Source organism: Streptomyces silvae (assembly GCF_016745505.1).
In the GTDB taxonomy this organism is placed as follows: domain Bacteria; phylum Actinomycetota; class Actinomycetes; order Streptomycetales; family Streptomycetaceae; genus Streptomyces; species Streptomyces silvae.
The window spans coordinates 1-18,530 of sequence record NZ_JAERUC010000105.1 but is presented as its reverse complement, the minus strand read 5'-3'; the positions used below and the strand labels follow the sequence as shown (position 1 = coordinate 18,530).

19 protein-coding genes are annotated in these 18,530 nt (G+C 72.4%); 12 read left to right on the top strand and 7 right to left on the bottom strand.

Annotated features, from left to right (window positions below):
* Positions 1-189: 189 nt before the first annotated feature.
* Positions 190-807: a TetR/AcrR family transcriptional regulator gene (locus tag JKV81_RS16695; RefSeq protein ID WP_129266509.1), complete on the bottom strand. Its 618-nt coding sequence runs from the start codon at positions 805-807 to the stop codon at positions 190-192.
* Positions 808-935: 128 nt separating this feature from the next.
* On the opposite strand from JKV81_RS16695, the gene JKV81_RS16690 reads away from it, so the two are divergent.
* The 6 genes from JKV81_RS16690 (at position 936) to rbsD (ending at position 7,824) form a co-directional block, all read left to right on the top strand.
* A complete protein-coding gene (locus tag JKV81_RS16690; protein ID WP_202076517.1) occupies positions 936-1,763 on the top strand; it encodes an SDR family oxidoreductase in 828 nt (275 codons plus the stop codon).
* A 210-nt stretch (positions 1,764-1,973) separates the two neighbouring features.
* Positions 1,974-2,990, top strand: a complete 1,017-nt coding sequence (locus tag JKV81_RS16685) for a LacI family DNA-binding transcriptional regulator (RefSeq protein ID WP_202076516.1) — start codon at positions 1,974-1,976, stop codon at positions 2,988-2,990.
* Complete coding sequence (locus tag JKV81_RS16680; protein ID WP_202076515.1) at positions 2,987-4,537, top strand: sugar ABC transporter ATP-binding protein; 1,551 nt, start codon at positions 2,987-2,989, stop codon at positions 4,535-4,537. The genes JKV81_RS16685 and JKV81_RS16680 overlap by 4 nt, the downstream gene beginning before the upstream one ends.
* Positions 4,527-6,491 carry an ABC transporter permease/substrate-binding protein gene (locus JKV81_RS16675; RefSeq protein WP_124275767.1) on the top strand — a complete coding sequence of 655 codons (1,965 nt, stop codon included), beginning with the start codon at positions 4,527-4,529 and terminating at the stop codon, positions 6,489-6,491. The genes JKV81_RS16680 and JKV81_RS16675 overlap by 11 nt, the downstream gene beginning before the upstream one ends.
* Positions 6,492-6,511: 20 nt before the next feature.
* Positions 6,512-7,441 (top strand): ribokinase, encoded by a 930-nt coding sequence (locus JKV81_RS16670; protein WP_202076513.1) that lies wholly within the window; start codon positions 6,512-6,514, stop codon positions 7,439-7,441.
* The gene (rbsD, locus tag JKV81_RS16665; RefSeq protein ID WP_202076512.1) at positions 7,438-7,824 is read left to right on the top strand and encodes a D-ribose pyranase; all 387 of its coding nucleotides are present in this window, start codon (positions 7,438-7,440) and stop codon (positions 7,822-7,824) included. Before JKV81_RS16670 ends, rbsD begins: the two co-directional genes overlap by 4 nt.
* 106 nt (positions 7,825-7,930) lie before the next feature.
* On the opposite strand, the gene JKV81_RS16660 is transcribed toward rbsD, so the two are convergent.
* Positions 7,931-8,851 (bottom strand): NmrA family NAD(P)-binding protein, encoded by a 921-nt coding sequence (locus JKV81_RS16660; protein WP_202076506.1) that lies wholly within the window; start codon positions 8,849-8,851, stop codon positions 7,931-7,933.
* A 106-nt stretch (positions 8,852-8,957) separates the two neighbouring features.
* On the opposite strand from JKV81_RS16660, the gene JKV81_RS16655 reads away from it, so the two are divergent.
* The gene (locus JKV81_RS16655) at positions 8,958-9,521 is read left to right on the top strand and encodes a TetR/AcrR family transcriptional regulator (protein ID WP_129266517.1); all 564 of its coding nucleotides are present in this window, start codon (positions 8,958-8,960) and stop codon (positions 9,519-9,521) included.
* Positions 9,522-9,728: 207 nt separating this feature from the next.
* Positions 9,729-10,160, top strand: coding sequence for a VOC family protein (locus tag JKV81_RS16650; protein ID WP_129266518.1), 432 nt, complete (start codon positions 9,729-9,731; stop codon positions 10,158-10,160).
* A gap of 10 nt (positions 10,161-10,170) precedes the next feature.
* Here the strand turns inward: JKV81_RS16650 and JKV81_RS16645 are convergent, their stop codons facing one another.
* Positions 10,171-10,971: an N-formylglutamate amidohydrolase gene (locus tag JKV81_RS16645; RefSeq protein WP_202076503.1), complete on the bottom strand. Its 801-nt coding sequence runs from the start codon at positions 10,969-10,971 to the stop codon at positions 10,171-10,173.
* A 125-nt stretch (positions 10,972-11,096) separates the two neighbouring features.
* Positions 11,097-11,963 (bottom strand): septum formation family protein, encoded by an 867-nt coding sequence (locus tag JKV81_RS16640; RefSeq protein ID WP_202076502.1) that lies wholly within the window; start codon positions 11,961-11,963, stop codon positions 11,097-11,099.
* A gap of 194 nt (positions 11,964-12,157) precedes the next feature.
* Here JKV81_RS16640 and JKV81_RS16635 point away from each other — a divergent pair, with 194 nt between their 5' ends.
* Positions 12,158-12,670 carry an anthrone oxygenase family protein gene (locus tag JKV81_RS16635; RefSeq protein ID WP_202076501.1) on the top strand — a complete coding sequence of 171 codons (513 nt, stop codon included), beginning with the start codon at positions 12,158-12,160 and terminating at the stop codon, positions 12,668-12,670.
* Positions 12,671-12,689: 19 nt separating this feature from the next.
* Here JKV81_RS16635 and JKV81_RS16630 read toward each other — a convergent pair whose 3' ends face one another.
* Complete coding sequence (locus JKV81_RS16630; protein WP_147984355.1) at positions 12,690-13,178, bottom strand: GtrA domain-containing protein; 489 nt, start codon at positions 13,176-13,178, stop codon at positions 12,690-12,692.
* Positions 13,179-13,465: 287 nt separating this feature from the next.
* Between JKV81_RS16630 and JKV81_RS16625 the strand changes: the two genes are divergently transcribed.
* Both JKV81_RS16625 and JKV81_RS16620 read left to right on the top strand, forming a co-directional pair.
* Positions 13,466-14,923, top strand: a complete 1,458-nt coding sequence (locus JKV81_RS16625) for a hypothetical protein (RefSeq protein ID WP_236056876.1) — start codon at positions 13,466-13,468, stop codon at positions 14,921-14,923.
* Positions 14,924-14,995: 72 nt separating this feature from the next.
* Entirely contained in the window at positions 14,996-15,961 is a 966-nt protein-coding gene (locus JKV81_RS16620) for an aldo/keto reductase (protein WP_202076498.1), read from the top strand.
* On the opposite strand, the gene JKV81_RS16615 is transcribed toward JKV81_RS16620, so the two are convergent.
* Both JKV81_RS16615 and JKV81_RS16610 read right to left on the bottom strand, forming a co-directional pair.
* Positions 15,952-16,461, bottom strand: a complete 510-nt coding sequence (locus JKV81_RS16615) for a YbaK/EbsC family protein (protein ID WP_236056871.1) — start codon at positions 16,459-16,461, stop codon at positions 15,952-15,954. The genes JKV81_RS16620 and JKV81_RS16615 overlap by 10 nt on opposite strands.
* Positions 16,462-16,772: 311 nt before the next feature.
* Positions 16,773-17,573, bottom strand: a complete 801-nt coding sequence (locus JKV81_RS16610) for an SAM-dependent methyltransferase (protein ID WP_202076497.1) — start codon at positions 17,571-17,573, stop codon at positions 16,773-16,775.
* Between the two features lie 233 nt (positions 17,574-17,806).
* Between JKV81_RS16610 and JKV81_RS16605 the strand changes: the two genes are divergently transcribed.
* Positions 17,807-18,496 carry a hypothetical protein gene (locus JKV81_RS16605; protein WP_307820553.1) on the top strand — a complete coding sequence of 230 codons (690 nt, stop codon included), beginning with the start codon at positions 17,807-17,809 and terminating at the stop codon, positions 18,494-18,496.
* The last annotated feature ends 34 nt before the right edge of the window (positions 18,497-18,530 follow it).

Here is an 18,530-nt window from a genome sequence, read left to right as displayed (position 1 = left end):
ATCGGGCGTGGGGGTTCAAGTCCCCCCTCGGACACCAGCGAAGACCCCAGTTGATCTGGGGTCTTTTTGCATGCCGCGGACCCACGGCGGCCCCGGACTCACGGCGGCCCCGGACCCACGGCAGCCGCGGACCATGCGTTGGGCGGACCCGCGGCGACAGTGGACCGCCTGCTCACCGCGGGTGACCGGTCACCCCGCGTCGGCGCCCGCGGCGTGGCACGAGGGTGCGGTCAGCCCGGCGACGAGGAATGCGATCACCGTCTCCGTGTGCGGGAAGGACGACGGCTCCGCGGGCATCTTGACCAGCGGGCGCCCGTAGGTCTCCATCGCCAGGCTGAAGGCGAGCCGGCAGCGCTCGGTGACCTCCTGCGGCGAGAGTTCCGGCAGCGCGCGCCCGAGCAGCACCTCGAAGGGCGCCGGGGCGAACAGGGTGGAGACGTTGAGCACCTGGCCCGTGGGCAGGGCCGCGCGTGCCAGGAGGTGGCAGAGCACGCGGCCGTCCCGGGTGCCGACCAACTCGGCGAACGGCTCGACGAGGGCCGCCACCAGGTCGCGCACCTGGAGATCGCCGCCGGGCGGACCCGAGAGGGCGCCCAGCCGCCCGCTCCACATCGGCCGCAACTCCCGCTCCAGGAGCGCCGATACGAGTCCCTCCCGGGAGCCGAAGTGGTAGTGCACGGCGCCCGGATTCAGCCCGGCCGCCGTGTTGACCGAGCGCAGGGACACCTGGTCGGCGCCCTTCTCCAGGAACAGCTGCTTGGCGGCGGTGAGGAGGCGGTCTCGGCTGGAGGCCTCGGGCTGGCTCATGCGACCCATTCCACCACAGGCGGGGAGGCCGCCATCATTGTCCAATCACTGATTGAATTACGATGGAATCCACCGACACCCCAATGAACGGACGCGGGACCTCACCGGGACCGCCGAAGGAGAGTTGTATGCGTACCTATGTCGTCACCGGTTCCGCCTCGGGCATGGGCGCCGCGAGCGCCGAACGGCTCCGCGCGGCGGGCCACCGTGTCATCGGGGTGGACCTCCGGGACGCCGACGTGATCGCCGACCTCGGGAGCGAGGCCGGCCGCCGGCACGCCGTCGACGAGGCCCTCCGCATCAGTGGCGGCACCCTGGACGGTGTGGCCGCCGTCGCGGGAGTGGGCCCCGCCATGCCCGACGCCGCCGCGGTCGCGTCGATCAACTACTTCGGGCCCGTCGCCCTGCTGGAAGGGCTGCGCCCCGCGCTGGAACGTTCCGGCGCCGGCCGGGCCGTCGTGATCAGCTCGAACTCCGCCTCGACCGTCCCGCTGATCGACGACACCCTGCTCGGGCTGCTGCTGGACGGCGACGAGGGCGCCTCCCGCGACCACGCCGCCACCGCCCAGGCGGCCCTGCCCGCCACGGTCGTGAAGTCGGCCCCCAGCATCTCGGCCTACGCGACGTCGAAGCTGGCCCTCGCCCGCTGGGTCAGGCGCACCGCGGTGACGCCGGAGTGGGGCCGCCGCGGCGTCCTCCTCAACGCGATCTCGCCCGGCGCGGTGATCACCCCGCTGATGACCGGGTCCACGGATGTGACGGCCACCCCGGACCCCGACTCGTTCCCGACGCCGATGCCCCTGGGGATCTTCGGGCAGGCCGACGACATCGCGTTCTGGGTCGAGCAGTTCCTGCGCCCCGAGGCCCGTTTCACCACCGGCTCGATCCTCTACGTCGACGGCGGCACCGACGCCGCGATGCGCACCGACGCCCAGCCCACCGCCATGCGTCGGTGACCCGCGGGCCGGGGCTCCCGTCCGCACGGTCCTGAGTCCCGGCCGCCCACCCCTCCCGCTGTGCCGCGCCCCCATCACGATCCGGTCACGTCCACCGGGCTGGGGGTTGTTTTCCGCCATGTAATCGATTCCAATCATGCGTGTAATCGATTCCACGGCTACTTCCGCTGGTTTCGAGGCTTACGGAAACCACAAGGAGGTGGTCCGGAAATGGCGAGCATCAAGGATGTCGCGGCCCAGGCAGGAGTCTCTGTCGCCACGGTCTCCCGTGTCCTCAACAGCCATCCCTCCGTCAGCCCGGACGCACGCAGACGCGTCCTCGCCGCCGTCGAAGCCCTCGGCTACCGGCCCAACGCCGTGGCCCGCTCGCTGCGCACCGACCAGACCCGCACGCTCGGTCTCGTCATCAGCGACGTACTCAACCCGTACTTCACGGCGCTGGCCCGCTCCGTCGAGGAGGAGGCCCGCGGCCTCGGCTACAGCGTGATCATCGGCAACGCCGACGAGCGGCCCGAACAGCAGGACCACCACGTCCGTACACTCCTGGACCGCAGGATCGACGGACTCCTGGTGTCGCCCGCCGACGGCGAGTCCCCGCTGCTGCTGGACGTCGCGCGCACCGGGACCCCGATGGTCTTCGTCGACCGCTGGATCCCCGGGGTGGACATCCCCGTCGTACGCGCCGACGGCCACCGGGCCATCCAGGACCTGGTCGCCCACCTGTACGCGCTCGGCCACCGCCGGCTCGCCATCATCGCCGGGCCGGCCGCCACCACCACCGGCAACGAGCGCGTCGAGGCCTTCCGCGAAGCGATGCGCGCCCATGGACTCGCCCTGCCCGACGCCTACATCGGCCAGGGCGACTTCCAGGCCGACAGCGGCCGGCGCGCCACCGAGCGCTTCCTCGCGCTGCCCGAGCCGCCCCAGATCGTGTTCGCCGCCGACAACCTCATGGCGCTCGGCGCCCTGGACGCCATCCGCGCACGCGGACTGCGCGTCCCCGAGGACATCGGCATCGCGGCCTTCGACGACATCCCGTGGTTCGTCCACACCGGCCCGCCGATCACCGCGATCGCCCAGCCGACGGGCGACCTCGGCCGCGCCGCCGTACGCGCCCTGATCGACATCGTCGAAGGCCGCCCCCCGCAGTCCGTCACCCTGCCCGCCCGCCTCGTCGTACGCAGCTCCTGCGGCGAGCGCACCTCCACCCCCGGGAGCAACGAGTGAGCGAATCAGTCGAGTTGCTGCGCATCGAAGGCGTACGCAAGACCTTCCCCGGTGTCGTCGCCCTGGACAGTGTCGACTTCGACCTCCGCAGCGAAGAGGTGCACGTCCTGCTCGGTGAGAACGGCGCCGGCAAGAGCACCCTCATCAAGATGCTCTCCGGCGCCTACCGCCCGGACCGCGGCCGGATCTTCGCCGGCGGCGAGGAGGTGCGCATCCACGGCGCGCAGGACGCGGAGAAGCTCGGGATCGCCACGATCTACCAGGAGTTCAACCTCGTCCCCGACCTGACGGTCGCCGAGAACATCTTCCTCGGCCGCCAGCCCCGCCGCTTCGGCATGATCGACCGCAGGCGCATGGAGGCCGACGCCGAGGTGCTCCTGCGCCGCGTCGGCCTGCACATCTCACCCCGGGTCAGAGTCCGCGAACTGGGCATCGCCCGGCTGCAGATGGTCGAGATCGCGAAGGCGCTCAGCCTGGAGGCACGCGTCCTGATCATGGACGAGCCGACCGCCGTCCTCACCTCCGAGGAGGTCGACAAGCTCTTCGGGATCGTGCGGCAGCTGCGCGCCGACGGCGTCGGCGTCGTCTTCATCACCCACCACCTCGACGAGATTGCGGCCCTCGGGGACCGCGTCACCGTCCTGCGCGACGGCCGCAGCATCGACCAGGTGCCCGCCTCGACCCCCGAGACGGAACTGGTCCAGCTCATGGTGGGCCGCAGCATCGACCAGCAGTACCCGCGCGAACGCCCGGAGACCGGGCCGTCGTTGCTCTCCGTACGGGGACTCACCCGCGACGGGGTGTTCCACGACATCAGCTTCGACGTGAAGGCCGGTGAGGTCGTCGGCCTCGCCGGGCTCGTCGGCGCCGGCCGTACCGAGGTCGCCCGCGCCGTCTTCGGCGCCGACCCCTACGACGCCGGGACCGTCGAGGTCAGCGGCGAGCGGCTGGGCAAGCACGACGTGACCGCCGCCATGGGCGCCGGGATCGGGCTCGTCCCCGAGGACCGCAAGGGCCAGGGCCTCGTGCTCGACGCCTCCGTCCAGGAGAACCTCGGCCTGGTCACCCTCCGTTCGGCCACCCACTCCGGGCTCGTCGACGTCAAGGCGCAGCGCACCGCCGCCGCCCGGATCGCCGAGCAGCTCGGCGTACGGATGGCGGGCCTCGGCCAGCACGTCCGGACCCTGTCCGGCGGCAACCAGCAGAAGGTCGTCATCGGGAAGTGGCTCCTGGCCGACACCCGGGTGCTGATCCTCGACGAGCCGACCCGTGGGATCGACGTCGGGGCCAAGGTCGAGATCTACCAGCTCATCAACGAGCTGACGGCCTCCGGACACGCCGTACTGATGATCTCCAGCGACCTGCCCGAGGTCCTCGGCATGAGCGACCGGGTCCTGGTCATGGCCCAGGGCCGTATCGCCGGAGAACTCCCCGCCCACGAAGCCACCCAGGACGCCGTGATGGCACTCGCCGTCAGCGCCGCCCCCGTGACCACACCCACCGAGCACCACGCAGAGAACGCAGAGGAGAGCCCCCGTGGCCACTGACACGCATCCGAGCAAGACGGGCGCGGGCGGCGCCGGACACACCCTCCGCCGCCTCCTGCTCGACAACGGCGCCCTCAGCGCACTGGTCGTCCTCCTGGTGGCGATGTCGCTGCTCTCCGGCGACTTCCTCACCACCCAGAACCTGCTGAACGTCGGTGTCCAGGCCGCGGTGACCGCGATCCTCGCGTTCGGTGTCACCTTCGTCATCGTCTCGGCCGGCATCGACCTCTCCGTCGGCTCGGTCGCCGCACTCTCCGCCACCGTCCTCGCGTGGTCGGCGACCTCGGCGGGCGTACCCGTCTGGCTGGCGGTCATCATCGCCGTGGCCACCGGCATCGCCTGCGGCTTCGTCAGCGGCGCCCTCGTCGCGTACGGCAAGCTGCCCTCGTTCATCGCGACGCTGGCCATGCTGTCGGTGGCCCGGGGTCTGTCCCTGGTCATCTCCCAGGGCCGGCCGATCCCGTTCCCCGACTCCGTCTCCGTGCTCGGTGACACGCTCGGCGGCTGGCTGCCCGTCCCCGTGCTCGTGATGATCGCGATGGGCCTGATAGCGGCGCTCATCCTGGCCCGCACCTACATCGGCCGCTCCATGTACGCCATCGGCGGCAACGAGGAAGCGGCCCGGCTGTCCGGTCTGCGCGTCAAGAAGCAGAAGCTCGCCATCTACGCCCTGTCCGGCCTCTTCGCCGCCGTGGCCGGCATCGTCCTCGCCTCCCGCCTGGTCTCGGCGCAGCCGCAGGCGGCCCAGGGGTACGAACTCGACGCGATCGCCGCGGTCGTCATCGGCGGCGCCAGCCTCGCGGGCGGCGTCGGCAAGGCGTCCGGCACACTCATCGGCGCGCTGATCCTCGCCGTGCTGCGCAACGGCCTCAACCTCCTGTCCGTGTCCGCCTTCTGGCAGCAGGTCGTCATCGGTGTCGTCATCGCCCTCGCGGTGCTGCTGGACACCCTGCGCCGCAAGGCCGGCTCCGGTGCAGCCTCCGCCGGCGGTGCCTCCGCCGCACCGGGGTCACCCGGGAAGGGCCGCAAGGGAGCGATGCAGGTCGGCATCGCGGTCGTCTGCCTCGCCGCCGTCATCGCCGCCGTGACCTTCTTCAAGTCCGGTTCCTCCGGCACCACCACCAAGGTGGGCATGTCGCTCTCCACCCTGAACAACCCCTTCTTCGTCCAGATGAAGGAGGGCGCGCAGAAGGAGGCGAAGGCGGCCGGGATCGACCTCACCGTCACCGACGCCCAGAACGACGCCTCGCAGCAGGCCAACCAGCTGGAGAACTTCACCAGTTCAGGGGTGGACTCCGTCATCGTCAACCCGGTGGACTCCGACGCCGTCGGCCCCGGCGTCCGTAACGCGAACAAGGCCGGCATCCCGGTGGTCGCCGCCGACCGAGGCGTCAACAAGGCGAAGACCTCGACGCTCGTCGCCTCCGACAACGTGGCGGGCGGCAAGCTCGCCGCGAAGACCCTCGCCGACCGGCTCGGCGGCAAGGGCAGCATCATCGTCCTCCAGGGCACCGCGGGCACCTCCGCCAGCCGGGAGCGGGGAGCGGGCTTCGCCGCGGGCATCAAGGCCTACCCGGACATCAAGATCGTGGCGACCCAGCCGGCCGACTTCGACCGCACCAAGGGCCTGGACGTCATGACCAACCTGCTCCAGTCCCACCCCGGCATCAACGGTGTCTTCGCCGAGAACGACGAGATGGCGCTCGGCGCGGTCAAGGCGCTGGGCAGCAAGGCCGGGAAGACCGTCCCGGTCGTCGGCTTCGACGGAACCCCCGACGGCCTGACGGCGGTCGAGGCGGGCACCCTGTACGCCTCCGTGGCCCAGCAGCCCGGGGAACTGGGGAAGATCGCCGTGCAGAACGCGATCAAGGCCGCCGACGGCAAGAAGATCGACAGCATGGTGAAGGTGCCGGTCAAGGTCGTCACCCGGCAGAACGTCGCCGACTTCTCCTGATCACGAAAGGCCCCACCCAGATGCAGAAGAACGAGGGCTCCGCACCCTCCCGGCACGACCTGCTGGTCGTCGGCTCGGCCAACGCCGACCTGGTCGTCGGCGTGGACCGCCGCCCGGGGCCGGGGGAGACGGTGCTCGGCTCCGACCTCGTCGTCCACCCCGGCGGGAAGGGCGCCAACCAGGCGGTCGCCGCCGCCCGCCTCGGTGCCCGTACGGCGCTGCTGGCCCGGGTCGGCGACGACGCCCACGGGCGGCTGCTGCGCGCCTCGCAGCAGGAGGCGGGCGTCGACACCGGCGGGGTCCTCGTCGGAGGGGCGCCCACCGGCGTCGCCCTCATCACCGTCGACCCCTCGGGCGACAACAGCATCGTCGTCTCCCCGGGTGCCAACGCCCGGCTGACCCCCGGGGACATCAGAGCGGCGGCGCCCCTCCTCGCGTCGGCCCGCGTGGTCTCCGTACAGCTGGAGATCCCGCTGGACAGCGTCGCGGAGACGGCTCGCTCCCTCGCACCGGGGACGCGGCTGGTCCTCAACCCGTCCCCGCCCGCGCCGCTCCCCGACGAGGTGCTGGCCGCCTGCGACCCGCTGGTCGTCAACGAGCACGAGGCGCGCTTCATCCTCGGGGAGGGCGCGGGCCCCACCCCGGAGTCCTGGGCGCGGGGGCTCACCGCCCTCGGCCCGCGCTCGGTGGTGATCACCCTGGGCGCGGACGGCGCGCTGGTCTCCGACACCCGGGGCGGCGACCCCGTACGGGTGCCGAGCCCCCGGGTCGACGCCGTGGACACGACGGGCGCGGGCGACGCGTTCACCGCCGCCCTCGCCTGGCGGCTCGGTCTGGGCGAGGACCTCACCGAGGCCGCGGGGTACGCCGTACGGGTCGGCGCGGCCGCCGTCACCAAGGAGGGCGCGCAGGCGTCCTTCCCGACCGCGGAGGAGGTCGCCGCGCTGTGAAGAAGTCAGGCATCCTCAACCGCCACCTCGCAGGCGCCGTGGCCGAACTCGGCCACGGCGACGGCGTCCTGATCTGCGACGCGGGCATGCCCATCCCCCCGGGCCCCCGGGTGGTCGACCTGGCCTTCCGGGCGGGCGTGCCGTCGTTCGCCGAGGTCCTGGAGGGCCTGCTGGACGAACTGGTCGTCGAGGGCGCGACGGCGGCCGAGGAGATACGCGAGGCCAACCCGGAGGCCGCCCGCATCCTGGCCGGTCTCCCCGGCCTGACGCACGTGCCCCACGAGCAGCTGAAGGAGCTCACCGCGTCCGCCCGCCTGGTCGTGCGCACGGGGGAGGCCAGGCCGTACGCCAACGTCCTGCTGCGGTGCGGCGTCTTCTTCTGACGCCGAGCCCCGCGCCGTGCCGCGCCGGCCGCGCGACCGGAGCAGGGACGCGCCCCGCGCCGCCGGGCGCCCGGGCGCGCGCCCGGCCGGTCCTGGAACCCGCCGCTCAGGCGGCGGCCAGATGGTCGTGCGCCCACTGCTCGAAGCCGGTCACGTCGAGGCCCAGCTCACGGGCGAACCGCGGCCTGGCCGGCTGGCCGACCGCCTCCATGAACGCGTGCGTGGCACCCATGTCCCCCATGCCGGCGGCGCGGGCCTGCTCCTCCGTCATGTCCGGTGCCGACAGCGGCACCCCCAGGGCGCGGGAGAGGATCTCGGCGATCTCGGTCATGGTCAGGTGGTCGCCGGCGAGCTCCAGCTCCACCCGGTGGAACGCGGCGGGCGCGGACACGGCGGCGGCCGCGGCCCGGCCCACGTCCCTGGCCGCCACGAGCGCCAGATGCGTGCCCGGCCGGACGACGGTGACCAGACCGCCCTCGACCCCCCGGGGGAAGTAGAAGCGCATCGACGGCTCGAAGTTCTCCATGAAGAACGACGGCTTGAGCAACGTCCAGTACGGGAAGTCGATCTCGCGCAGCCGGTCCTGGATCGCGGCCTTCGTACCGAGCGGGGCCTCCATGATCGCCCACCGCCCCTCGGCCCAGCCCGGAGCCTCGACATGCTGCCCCACGCCGCTGGTCGACGACTGGACGAACTGCTCCACACCGGCCGCCCGCGCGGCGGTCATCAGGTTGTCCGCCTGGCGCACCTCGCCGGCGAAGTCGAAGCCCTGCCCGGTCCAGGCGGGCATCTGCACGGAGAAGACGGCCCGGACGCCGTCCACGGCCGGGCCGAGGGTCGACGGTTCGGTGAGATCGCCGACGTACAGCTGGGCGCCGAGTGCCTCGACGGCCCGTGCGCCCGGCGTGTTCGGGTCACGCACCAGCGCGCGCACCGGTGTTCCCTGCGCGAGCAGCGCGCGGGCGGTGGCGCCGCCCTGGCGGCCCGTGGCACCGGCGACGAGCACCGGTGATGCGGCAACGGTCATGAGTGGTCTCCTCGGTGGTTCGCACGCCCCGGAAAACGGCGGGGCCCGCCGTTTCGTGTTCGCTACAATACGGCGGGGCCCGCCACTTATCAACGCAGGAGAGCACATGACCGGCCAGCGCTCGGACGCCCGCCGCAACTACGCGCACATCCTCGCCGTGGCCGAGGCGGAGGTGGCGGCTCAGGGAGCCCAGGCGTCCCTGGAGCGGATCGCCCGTGTCGCAGGCGTGGGATCGGCCACCGTGCGGCGCCATTTCCCCACCCGCAAAGCCCTGCTCGACGCCGTCTTCAAGCAGCGCGTCCATGTCCTGTGCGAGCGCGCCCGCACACTCCAGGACGAGCACGACAGCCGCACCGCGCTGGTGGAGTGGCTGCGTGAGCTGCTCGCCTACTCGCTCGCCGCACGCGGGCTGGCGGACGTCCTGTCCTACGAGCCGCTCCAGGACGAGGTCACCCAGGACTCCTGCGGGGCCGTCATCGGGGCGGCCGGCGCCTCCCTGCTGAGCAGGGCCGTCGACGACCGGGCCGTCCGGGCGGACATCACCGTCGACGACCTGCTCACCCTGATCGTCGGGATCGCCCTGGCCACCGAGAACTACACCGACCCGAAGGCGCAGGCGGAGCGCGCCTTCCGGATCGCCGTCGCGGGCCTCGACGCCACCGGCGCCTGAGCGTTCACCGCCCGGCCGTCACCGGCGCACGGTAAGGTCGGTGCCGTGACTGCCGGGTCGGCCATGGGCCATGTACGAGAGAGCAGCCCGGCTGCTGCGTGAGCCCGTGGCGGGCGCGAGCCCCGCCACTCCGTCGTGTCATCCCGCCCGGCGCCCCAGTGCGGCGCCCCCTTCCCGCGGAATCCACGACATGGAGACGTACCCGACATGCCTCACACCCAGCAGCACCCACGCGACTCCCAGCAGGGCGTCGACGTCGTCCAACTGGACCACCACGCCGTCTACGCCAAGGACCGCAGCCTTTCGGCCGAGTTCATCGCCGCCGTCCTCGGCCTGGAGGTCGGCTCCCCGTTCGGGCCGTTCCTGCCCGTCGACCTGGGCAACGGCGTGACGCTCGACTACTACGAACTGCGCGACGAGCCGGTGCAGTCGCAGCACTACGCCTTCCTCGTCCCCGACGCGCAGTTCGACGCCATGACCACCCGGCTCCAGGCGCTCGGCGTCACCTACTACGCGGACCCCCACCACACCGAACCCGGGCGGATCAACCGCCTGTTCGGTGGCCGAGGGGCCTACTTCCTGGACCCGGACGGCCACAACATGGAGATCATGACCCGGCCCTACGCCCGGCCCCGGTAGGCCTCCCGGGTCATACGCCGGTGAGTCCGTCCACCAGCACGGCCAGAGCCGAGGCGAGCGCGTCGAGCCCCGGGCCGTACGGGCCGCCCGGCTCGGTCATGTACAGGTCGCGCCGGATCTCGATCATCAGCGCGGTGACCCGCCGGTCCGTCCGGTAGTGCTTCAGCGGCACGTACGTACCGGGGAACGGACTGTTCAGCCCGGTGCCGCCGAATCCGGCGAACGCCGCCTCCGCCAGGGCCGGAAGCCCGGGCGGGGTGTGGAAGCCGTCGGTGCCCAGGCAGACCGGAGGGCGCGGTCCGGTGCCGTGCAGTTCGTACGGGAGCGCGGTGGCCGGATAGGAGTGGACGTCGATGACGACGGCACGTCCCGTGGCGGCGAGCCGTCCGTCGACGGCCGCCGTCATCGCCCGGGCGTACGGGTGGAAGTAGCGGTCGAGCAGCGGCTCCGGATCCGCCCCCGGCGGCCGGAGCCGCTGCCCGTGGGTGGTGCGGGTGTAGACCGCGCCCATGCCGGCGGCCAGCATCTCCTCCCGCTCGTCCGGGAAGCGCTCCGGGTCGACGACCAGCCGTGACAGGCCGTTGACGAAACTCCAGGGGGCCACCGCGCAGGCCGCGGACGCCCTGGCGGCCAGGAGGGCCGTGTGGGAGTCCGTGATGTGGCCGAGTTCGGCGGCGAGTTCCTCGTCGCCGAGCACGATGCCGTCCCGTACGCCCTCCGGGATCACCCGCGAGGAGTGCGGGACATGCAGCAGCACGGGCGATCCGGGGGCGCCGGGCAGGAGCCGGAACGGCGGCGGCTCGGGGCTCAAGAGTCGCTCCTGATGCGTGCGAGAGGTGCGTGCGAGGGGTGCGTGCGAGAGGTGCGTGCGAGAGGTGCTGAGGTGGGGCGGCCGGGCGGCTCGGGGCCGCCCGGCCGCCCCACGCTACCGGCAGGTCAGCCGGCCCAGACCTCGGCGTCCTCGGCCGGGACGGTGGTCGCGAGCTTCAGCTCCTTGCGGGCGGCGACCGTCCTCTTCGGGTCGATGCCGGTGAAGCCCAGGTCGTAGGCGACGTAGAAGTCGTCCAGGGTCCCGGCGGAGGCGGCGTCCTTCCAGGCTTCGGCGGTCTCGTCCAGCTGCGCGCGGAGCTTGACGGTCTCCGGCTGCTGCACGTCCTTCAGGCCGGCCACATGGGAGTTCAGCGCGGCGGACACGGCTTCGGCCTGCTTCTTGTAGCCGTCCAGGTCGTCCTCGATCTGGTCCTTCTCGGGCTGGTTGTTCCACAGCGCCTCGTAGACCGCGTTGGCACCCTTCAGGTACGTGCGCTGATCGGCGTTCAGGGACGTGTTCCTGAGCGAGCCGGAGAACGTGCCCGACTCCTTGGCGTACGTGCAGCTCACCGACCGGTCGCCGGTCTTCCAGCTGTCGGCGGTGGGGTAGTAGAGGAAGAGGCCGACACCCTCGGGCACCGCCCAGGTGTCGGATATGAACTTCAGGGACTCCGCCGGGCACCGCTTCTCGGCGATCTTCGACGCCCCGTCGTCACCGGGGTACTCCGACTCGCCCTCGATGGTGAACTCGCCGACGACCTCGCCCTTGTGCGCCTCCCCGCAGGGCACGATCTCGACGCTGAACGCCTCGGTGTCGGTCGCCGCACCGTTCGGGTTGTAGCAGTCGCCCGGGGTGAGGGAGAAGACCGACCGCTGCCGGGCCACCTTCTTGGCGCCGTCGATGGCGTCGGCGCAGCCCACCGCGCCGATCGCGAGAAGGGCGACGGCGGCGGACATGCCGCGTGCTGAACGGGACGTGACACCGAGAAACATGACGTGGGCATCCTCAGACGGAAGTACTGTGAACAGGTGTGCGCATCGTATGGCATAAGGGTGACGTCTCTGTGTGCAGCCTGTGCCCGGACCCGAGCGCCGGCCTCCCGCGCCAGGAGGCACCCGTCACCGGCCCCGCCGGGGGCCGCCGTCCACGTCGTCGACCGGGCCGCAGCGCCGGATTCGGAGCACCCATGAGAACCTTCCAGACCGTGGCCCTCCTCGCCTCGGCGGTGGGAGCGGCCCTGATGGCAGGGCTGTTCTGCGCCTTCTCGTACGCCGTCATGCCGGGCCTCGCCCGCGGTGACGACCGGGCCTTCGTCCAGACCATGCAGCACATCAACCGGGCCATCCTCAACGGCTGGTTCCTCACCCCCTTCCTGCTGCCGCTGCCGCTGCTGGTGCTGGCGGCCTTCCTCGCCGTACGGGGTCACAGTCCGGGGGCCCTGCCCTGGATCATCGCGGCGCTGGTGCTCTACGTCGCGGCGTTCCTCGTCACCGGGACACAGAACGTCCCGCTCAACGACGTCCTCGACAAGGTGCCGCTCGACTCGGCCCCCGACCGGCTCCGGGAGGCGCGTGCCGCGTTCGAGGACCGCTGGACCACGTGGAACACCGTCCGCGCCGTCCTCCACACCGCGTCACTCGGCGCGCTGCTGTGGGCGTTCCACCTCCACAGCGCGGGTGTACGCGAGCTGAACTCCTAGGTTCACGGGGTCGGTCGGTTCAGGCCGCGATGACGACTGCCGGCCTGGCCAGTGGGGCAGGGGCGCCGGTCGCCGCCGGGGCCGGGGTGAAGACCACCGCCCGCAGCAACACGAAGCGCCCGACCCCGGCCGCCGCGGACGCCGACAGGTACACGGTCTGCTCGACGACGGCGGAGGGGGCGGACTGCACGGCGTGCAGGACGAGCAGGGCGCCCGTGGTGAACGCGTAACTCACCACCACCGTGAGCCCGGACCGCAGGTGGATCCGCCAGCCCCCGCGGTCGCTCCGGAAGGAGATCCGGCTGTGCAGCTCCGTCGCGATCACCGTGGAGACCACGGTGACCAGGGCGTTGGCGAGGACCAGCGGGACCCGCCCGGCGAGCAGCACCAGCGCACCACTGGCCGCCAGCCCGACACCACCCCCGCAGACGACGAAGCGCACGAAGGCCGCGACCAGCGGATGGACGGTGCGCTTCGGCTTCGCCGGCAGGTGGGCCAGGGCGGTCACGGGGATCCTCCAGGAGGGGGGCGGGGACGATGCTCCGATTCCACACCGTGCCCCCGGCCGGGCGCGTCCACCCGACGACGCAGCCGGGCCCCTACTTATGTGGGGGGAATCCCCCAGGGGACACGCGGTCCGCGTGTCCCCTGGCGCCCCTCTCTCGTTGACCAAGGCCGCGACTCCCCGTCCCGCGGCCCCGGCGAGGAGAGGAGCGGCCCGTGCGCACGTACCCGCCACTGGACCCCGTACAGAAGGCCCCCGCCGCCCCGCCGGGCCGGCGTCCCTCCGGCCCGATGCTGTGGCTGACGGCCGTCGCCGTCCTCTTCGCCGCCGTACAACTCGCCTACGTCGTACCGGGTTCAGGTCTCTCCTGGGACGAGACGGTCTACGTCAGCCAGGTCGGCGGCAACGCCCCTCCCGCCTACTTCAGCGCCCCCCGCGCCCGTGGGATCTCCTACCTCGTCGCCCCCGCCGCCGCGCTCACCGCATCCACCACCGCCCTGCGCGTCTACCTCGCGCTGCTCTCCGCCGCCGCACTGCTCGGCGCCCTGTCCGTGTGGCGGAAGGTGCTACCCACCCCCGTTCTCGTGGGCGCGGGCGCCCTGTTCGCCGGCCTGTGGCCCACCCTGTTCTACGGGCCCGCCGCCATGCCCAACCTCTGGTGCGCGCTGGGGGCCCTGGCCGCGACCGGCTGGGTCGTGAGGGTCCTGCGCGGCGCCGCCGGGCCGGTGGAGACGGCCGGTGCGGGGGCCGCCGTGGCGCTGGTCGCCCTGATGCGCCCCGCCGACGGATTCTGGCTCGCGCTCCCGCTGGCGATGGCCGTCACCCTGGTCCCCGGCCGGCGCCGTCCGCGTCTGTGCGCCGCGCTCGCCGGGGGCCTCGCGGCCGGCTGCGCACCCTGGACGGCCGAGGCGTACGCCCACTACGGGGGCCTCGCCGCGCGGCTGCACCGGGCCGGTGAGATCCAGGGCGGGCTCGGCTGGAACGTCGCCGTCGACGACCACCTGCGTGCGCTCGCCGGCCGTACGCTGTGCCGCCCCTGCGACGTCGGCTGGGAGAGCCCCGGCACCGCCGTCTGGTGGGTGGCGCTGCCCCTCCTCGCGGCGGGCGGCGTCCTGGCGGCCCGGCGCGCCGGCCGAGGGGCCACGGCACTGCTGGCGACGGCGACCGGGGTCTCGATGGCCGTTCCGTACCTCTTCCTCGTGGAGTACGCGGCGCCCCGCTTCCTGCTCCCCGCCTACTCGCTGCTGGCCGTCCCGGTCGCCGAGTACCTGGTGCACCTCTTCACCCGGGCGCGCCGTGCCCGCCGCCCGGTCGGCCTCGCCGCGCTGACGCTGGCCCTGGCGGCCCATCTCACCGTGCAGCTCTCCGTGCTCAGCCACGCGGCCCGCGTCAGCCACTCCACCACCTCGGAGTTCGCCGCGGTCGCCGGTGAGCTGAACCGGCTGGGGGTGCGCCCGCCGTGCGTGGTCAGCGGCGACCACGCCGTGCCGATCGCCTACTACGCCGGCTGCGTCTCGCGCCAGACGGGCGGGCACGACGCGAGCATCACTCCCGAGGCGCTCCGGGCTCTCGGGCGCCGCGTACCCACCGCCGTCCTGACGGCCGACGGCGAGGTGCCGCCCCCTGCCGTCGGCGGCGCACGGGCCGTCCCGCTGCCGGCCGGCCTGGGCGCGGGCCCCCACCGGACGTACCTGCTGCCGGGCCCCGCCCTGGGCCCGGCGGTGGCCGCAGGACGAAAATCCGGCTGACCGGACCGCGCACCTCGCCTATCGTCGACGTGCTTCCCGCGGGGGAGCCATGTCACGACGTGGAGGACGACTGTGCGATATCGCGAGCTGGGGCGGAGCGGACTCCGGGTGTCCGAGATCGGCTACGGCGCCTGGGGCATCGGCGCGTCGAGCTGGGTCGGTGCCACCGAGGACGAGTCCGTACGCGCCCTGAACCGGGCCGTGGACCTCGGGGTGAATTTCATCGACACGGCGCGGGGCTACGGCGAGAGCGAGCGCATCGTCGGCCGGGTCGTCCGCGAACGCGCCGGTGACGACATCCTGGTCGCGACCAAGGTGCCTCCGAAGAACAGGACGTGGCCGGCGCCCGACGGGGTGGACCCGGACGACGCGTTCCCCGGCGACCACATCCGTACGAGCCTGGAGACCAGCCTCGGCGCCTCCGGCCTCGACCACTTCGACGTCCTGCAGTTCCACGTCTGGAACGACGAATGGATCGGCCGCGGCGACTGGCTGGAGACCGTCGCCGCCCTCAAACAGGAGGGAAAGATCCGCCTGTTCGGCGTCTCCGTCAACGATCACCAGCCCGAGACCGCCCTCGCGCTCGTCCGCAGCGGTGTCGTCGACAGCGTGCAGGTCATCTACAACGTCTTCGACCAGTCGCCCGCCGACGCGCTCCTGCCCGCCTGCGAGAAGCACGGCGTCGGCGTCATCGTGCGGGTGGCGCTGGACGAGGGCGGCCTCACCGGGCGGATCACCGCCGGCACGACCTTCCCCGAGGGCGACTGGCGCAACCGCTACTTCCGCGACGACCGCCCCGCGCAGGTGGAGCAGCGGGTGGCCGCGATCGTCGCCGACCTCGGCATCGCCCCCGACGAGATCGCCGAGAACGCGCTCCGGTTCGTGCTCAGTTCACCCGCGGTCTCCACGGTGATCCCCGGCATGCGCTCCGTACGCAACGTCGAGCGGAACACCGCGCTGAGCGACGGCCGCACCCTCACCGCCGACCAGCTGGCGATCCTCGCCGGGCACCGGTGGCAGCGCGACTTCTACGCCTGACGCACCGGGCCGGTCTCCGGCTCGCTCGGGGCGGTGATCGGCCGGATCATCGCCCCGACCCGGTGGAGGTGGTACCGGTAGTCCTCCGCGCGCAGGGCCAGGGAGCGGTCCAGCCGCGCGGCGTTGAAGAAGATCTCCTCGTGCTCCAGCACCCCCGGGTCCACGACGAGTTCGAGATCCGGGTGGAAGCTGAACGGCAGGATGGTGCCGCTGACGCTCCCGGACAGTGCCTCGGCCTTGTCCGCGGAGGCGAACGACACGTAGCTCCCCTCCGCCAGGGCCTTCAGCCCCGGCAGGTCGACCCGGGCGTCACCGGGGACGACCGCGAGGAAGTACCGTTTGGTGCGCTTGCCCGTCTTGACCATGACGACGAGGCACTTGGCCCCCTGCGCCACCGGGTGGCCCCGGTACCGGCTGACCTCCTCGGTACGCCCTTCCGGGGCGTGGTCGATGACGCGGTAGCGGGCACCGCTCTCGTCGAGCAGCGAGATGAGCCGCAGATACGCGGCGTCGCCGCCGGGGACGTCCGCGAGCTCCTGCGGGACGGACGCAAACTGTTCGGGCACGTGTACCAATCCTTTGTCGGACATCCGCTTGGCCTCGGTGATGCGTTGCGGCACGACGATAGAGCTACGGCGCCCCGCGTGACAGCCGCGGCCGGCCGCTCAGGAGGCCGCCCGCCGCTGTGACGCGTGGGCCATCAGCCCCTTCGGCCCCGTGGTGATCGGTGGTGGCACCACGGGGTCGGCCCCGGTCTTCGGCCCCGCCGAAAACCCGCGCCGACGCATCGCCCAGGTGCGGGAGAACCCTGTTACGCCTTACGGGCGACGGCGCACCACATCGGCAGGGTGTCGTCCGGGGTGTCGGACGGCTCCGGACGCCAGCGGGTCAGGGTGACCACGCCCGGCTCCAGGATCTCCAGGCCCTCGAAGAAGCGTTCCACCTCCTTCTGCGTACGCGGAGTGGCCGAAGCATGGCTGGCGGCGCGCTCGTTGTAGATCCGCATGGACTCCGCGACCTCGGGGGCGGTGACATCGGCGGCCGGGTGGGACAGGACCAGATAGCTGCCCGGCGCGAGGCGCTCCAGCAGACGGCGGGTGATGTCCCAGGGGTCCTCGGCGTCCTTGACGTACTGCAGGATCGCCACGAGCATCAGGCCGACCGGCCGGTCCAGATCCAGGGTGCGTGAGGCCGATTCGAGAATGGTGTCCACGTCCCGCGCGTCGGCCTGGACGTAGTCCGTCCGCCCCTCGACGCCGCTGACCAGCAGTGCCCGTGCGTGGGTCAGGACGATCGGGTCGTTGTCGACGTACACGACACGCGACTCCGGGGCTGCCTGCTGGGCCACCTCGTGGGTGTTCCCCGCGGCGGGAATGCCCGTACCCACGTCGAGGAACTGCCGGACCCCGGCCGACGTGAGGTGACGGACGGCGCGGCCGAGGAACGCCCGGTTGGCGCGGACCGACGGCACGATGGTGGGGTTGGCCGCCGCCGCGAGTTCGGCCGCCTCCTGGTCCACCGGATAGTGGTCCTTGCCGCCCAGCCACGCGTTGTAGACGCGGGCGGGATGCGCGTTCGTCGGATGGGGGGTGGGCAGCGGGTATGCGTTCATCGTTCGTCACCTCGTGCGGCCGAAACGTCCCGGTCGGGCTCGTGTCGGGCCACCGTACCCCGGTGATTCGCCCTGGTCACCGCCCGATCGCCGCCCGGACAGCGGAAGTTCTGGCCGCCCGCCGCCGGGGCGGGCAGCGGGCGGTACCAGGTGGGCGGACGTACATCGCGTGTGCCGTAGTCTGATCCGCTCCTGTCCTGTGAGGGGTCTGTGTGCGTGCGATATCGACTGCCGTGACGGCGGTACTGGCCGGTCTGCTGCTCGGGGCGGCCGTCACCGGCTGCGCGGGCGGGGGAGCGGAGAAGGAGCTCTCCGCCGACGAGCTGCTGGACGAGGCGCACGCGACGATGAACGCGCTCAGCACCGTCACCATCGCGGCCTCGACCACCGTGGCCGACGGCACCGGTTACTCCAGTCGGCAGACCACCGACCTCGAGGGCCGGTGCACGAACAGGATCACGTGGACCGGAAAGGGCACCCTCGAACAGATCCGGATCGACGACACGGACTACGTGCGGCCCGACCGCGCCTATCTGGAGCAGTGGTCCGGCCGCAAGGCCGCCGAGGCGGACGAACAGGACCGCTGGATCAAGACCCCGGCCGCCAATGCGAAGCCCGGTGACGGACTGGTCGACTGCACCTGGCCGTTCAGCGCCTTCGGGACCGCGGTCAAGGGGAAGCCGACCGAGATCGGCGGCCGGGCGGCCGTCTCCCTGAAGGTGACCGACGAGGGCGACGGGGACGACGAGGCGAAGGGCGTCTACACCTTCTACGTCGCCACTGAAGGCAAGCCGTACCTCCTGCGGGTCGCCTACAAGGGCACCGACTACCGCAGCACCACCGATTTCAGCGCCTTTGACGAGCCGTTGGCCGTGCGGGCCCCGGCCGAGGGCGACGTGCTGGACGCCGCTGACGCCGGCTGAACGACCCGGGCTGAACGACCCGGGCTGAACGACC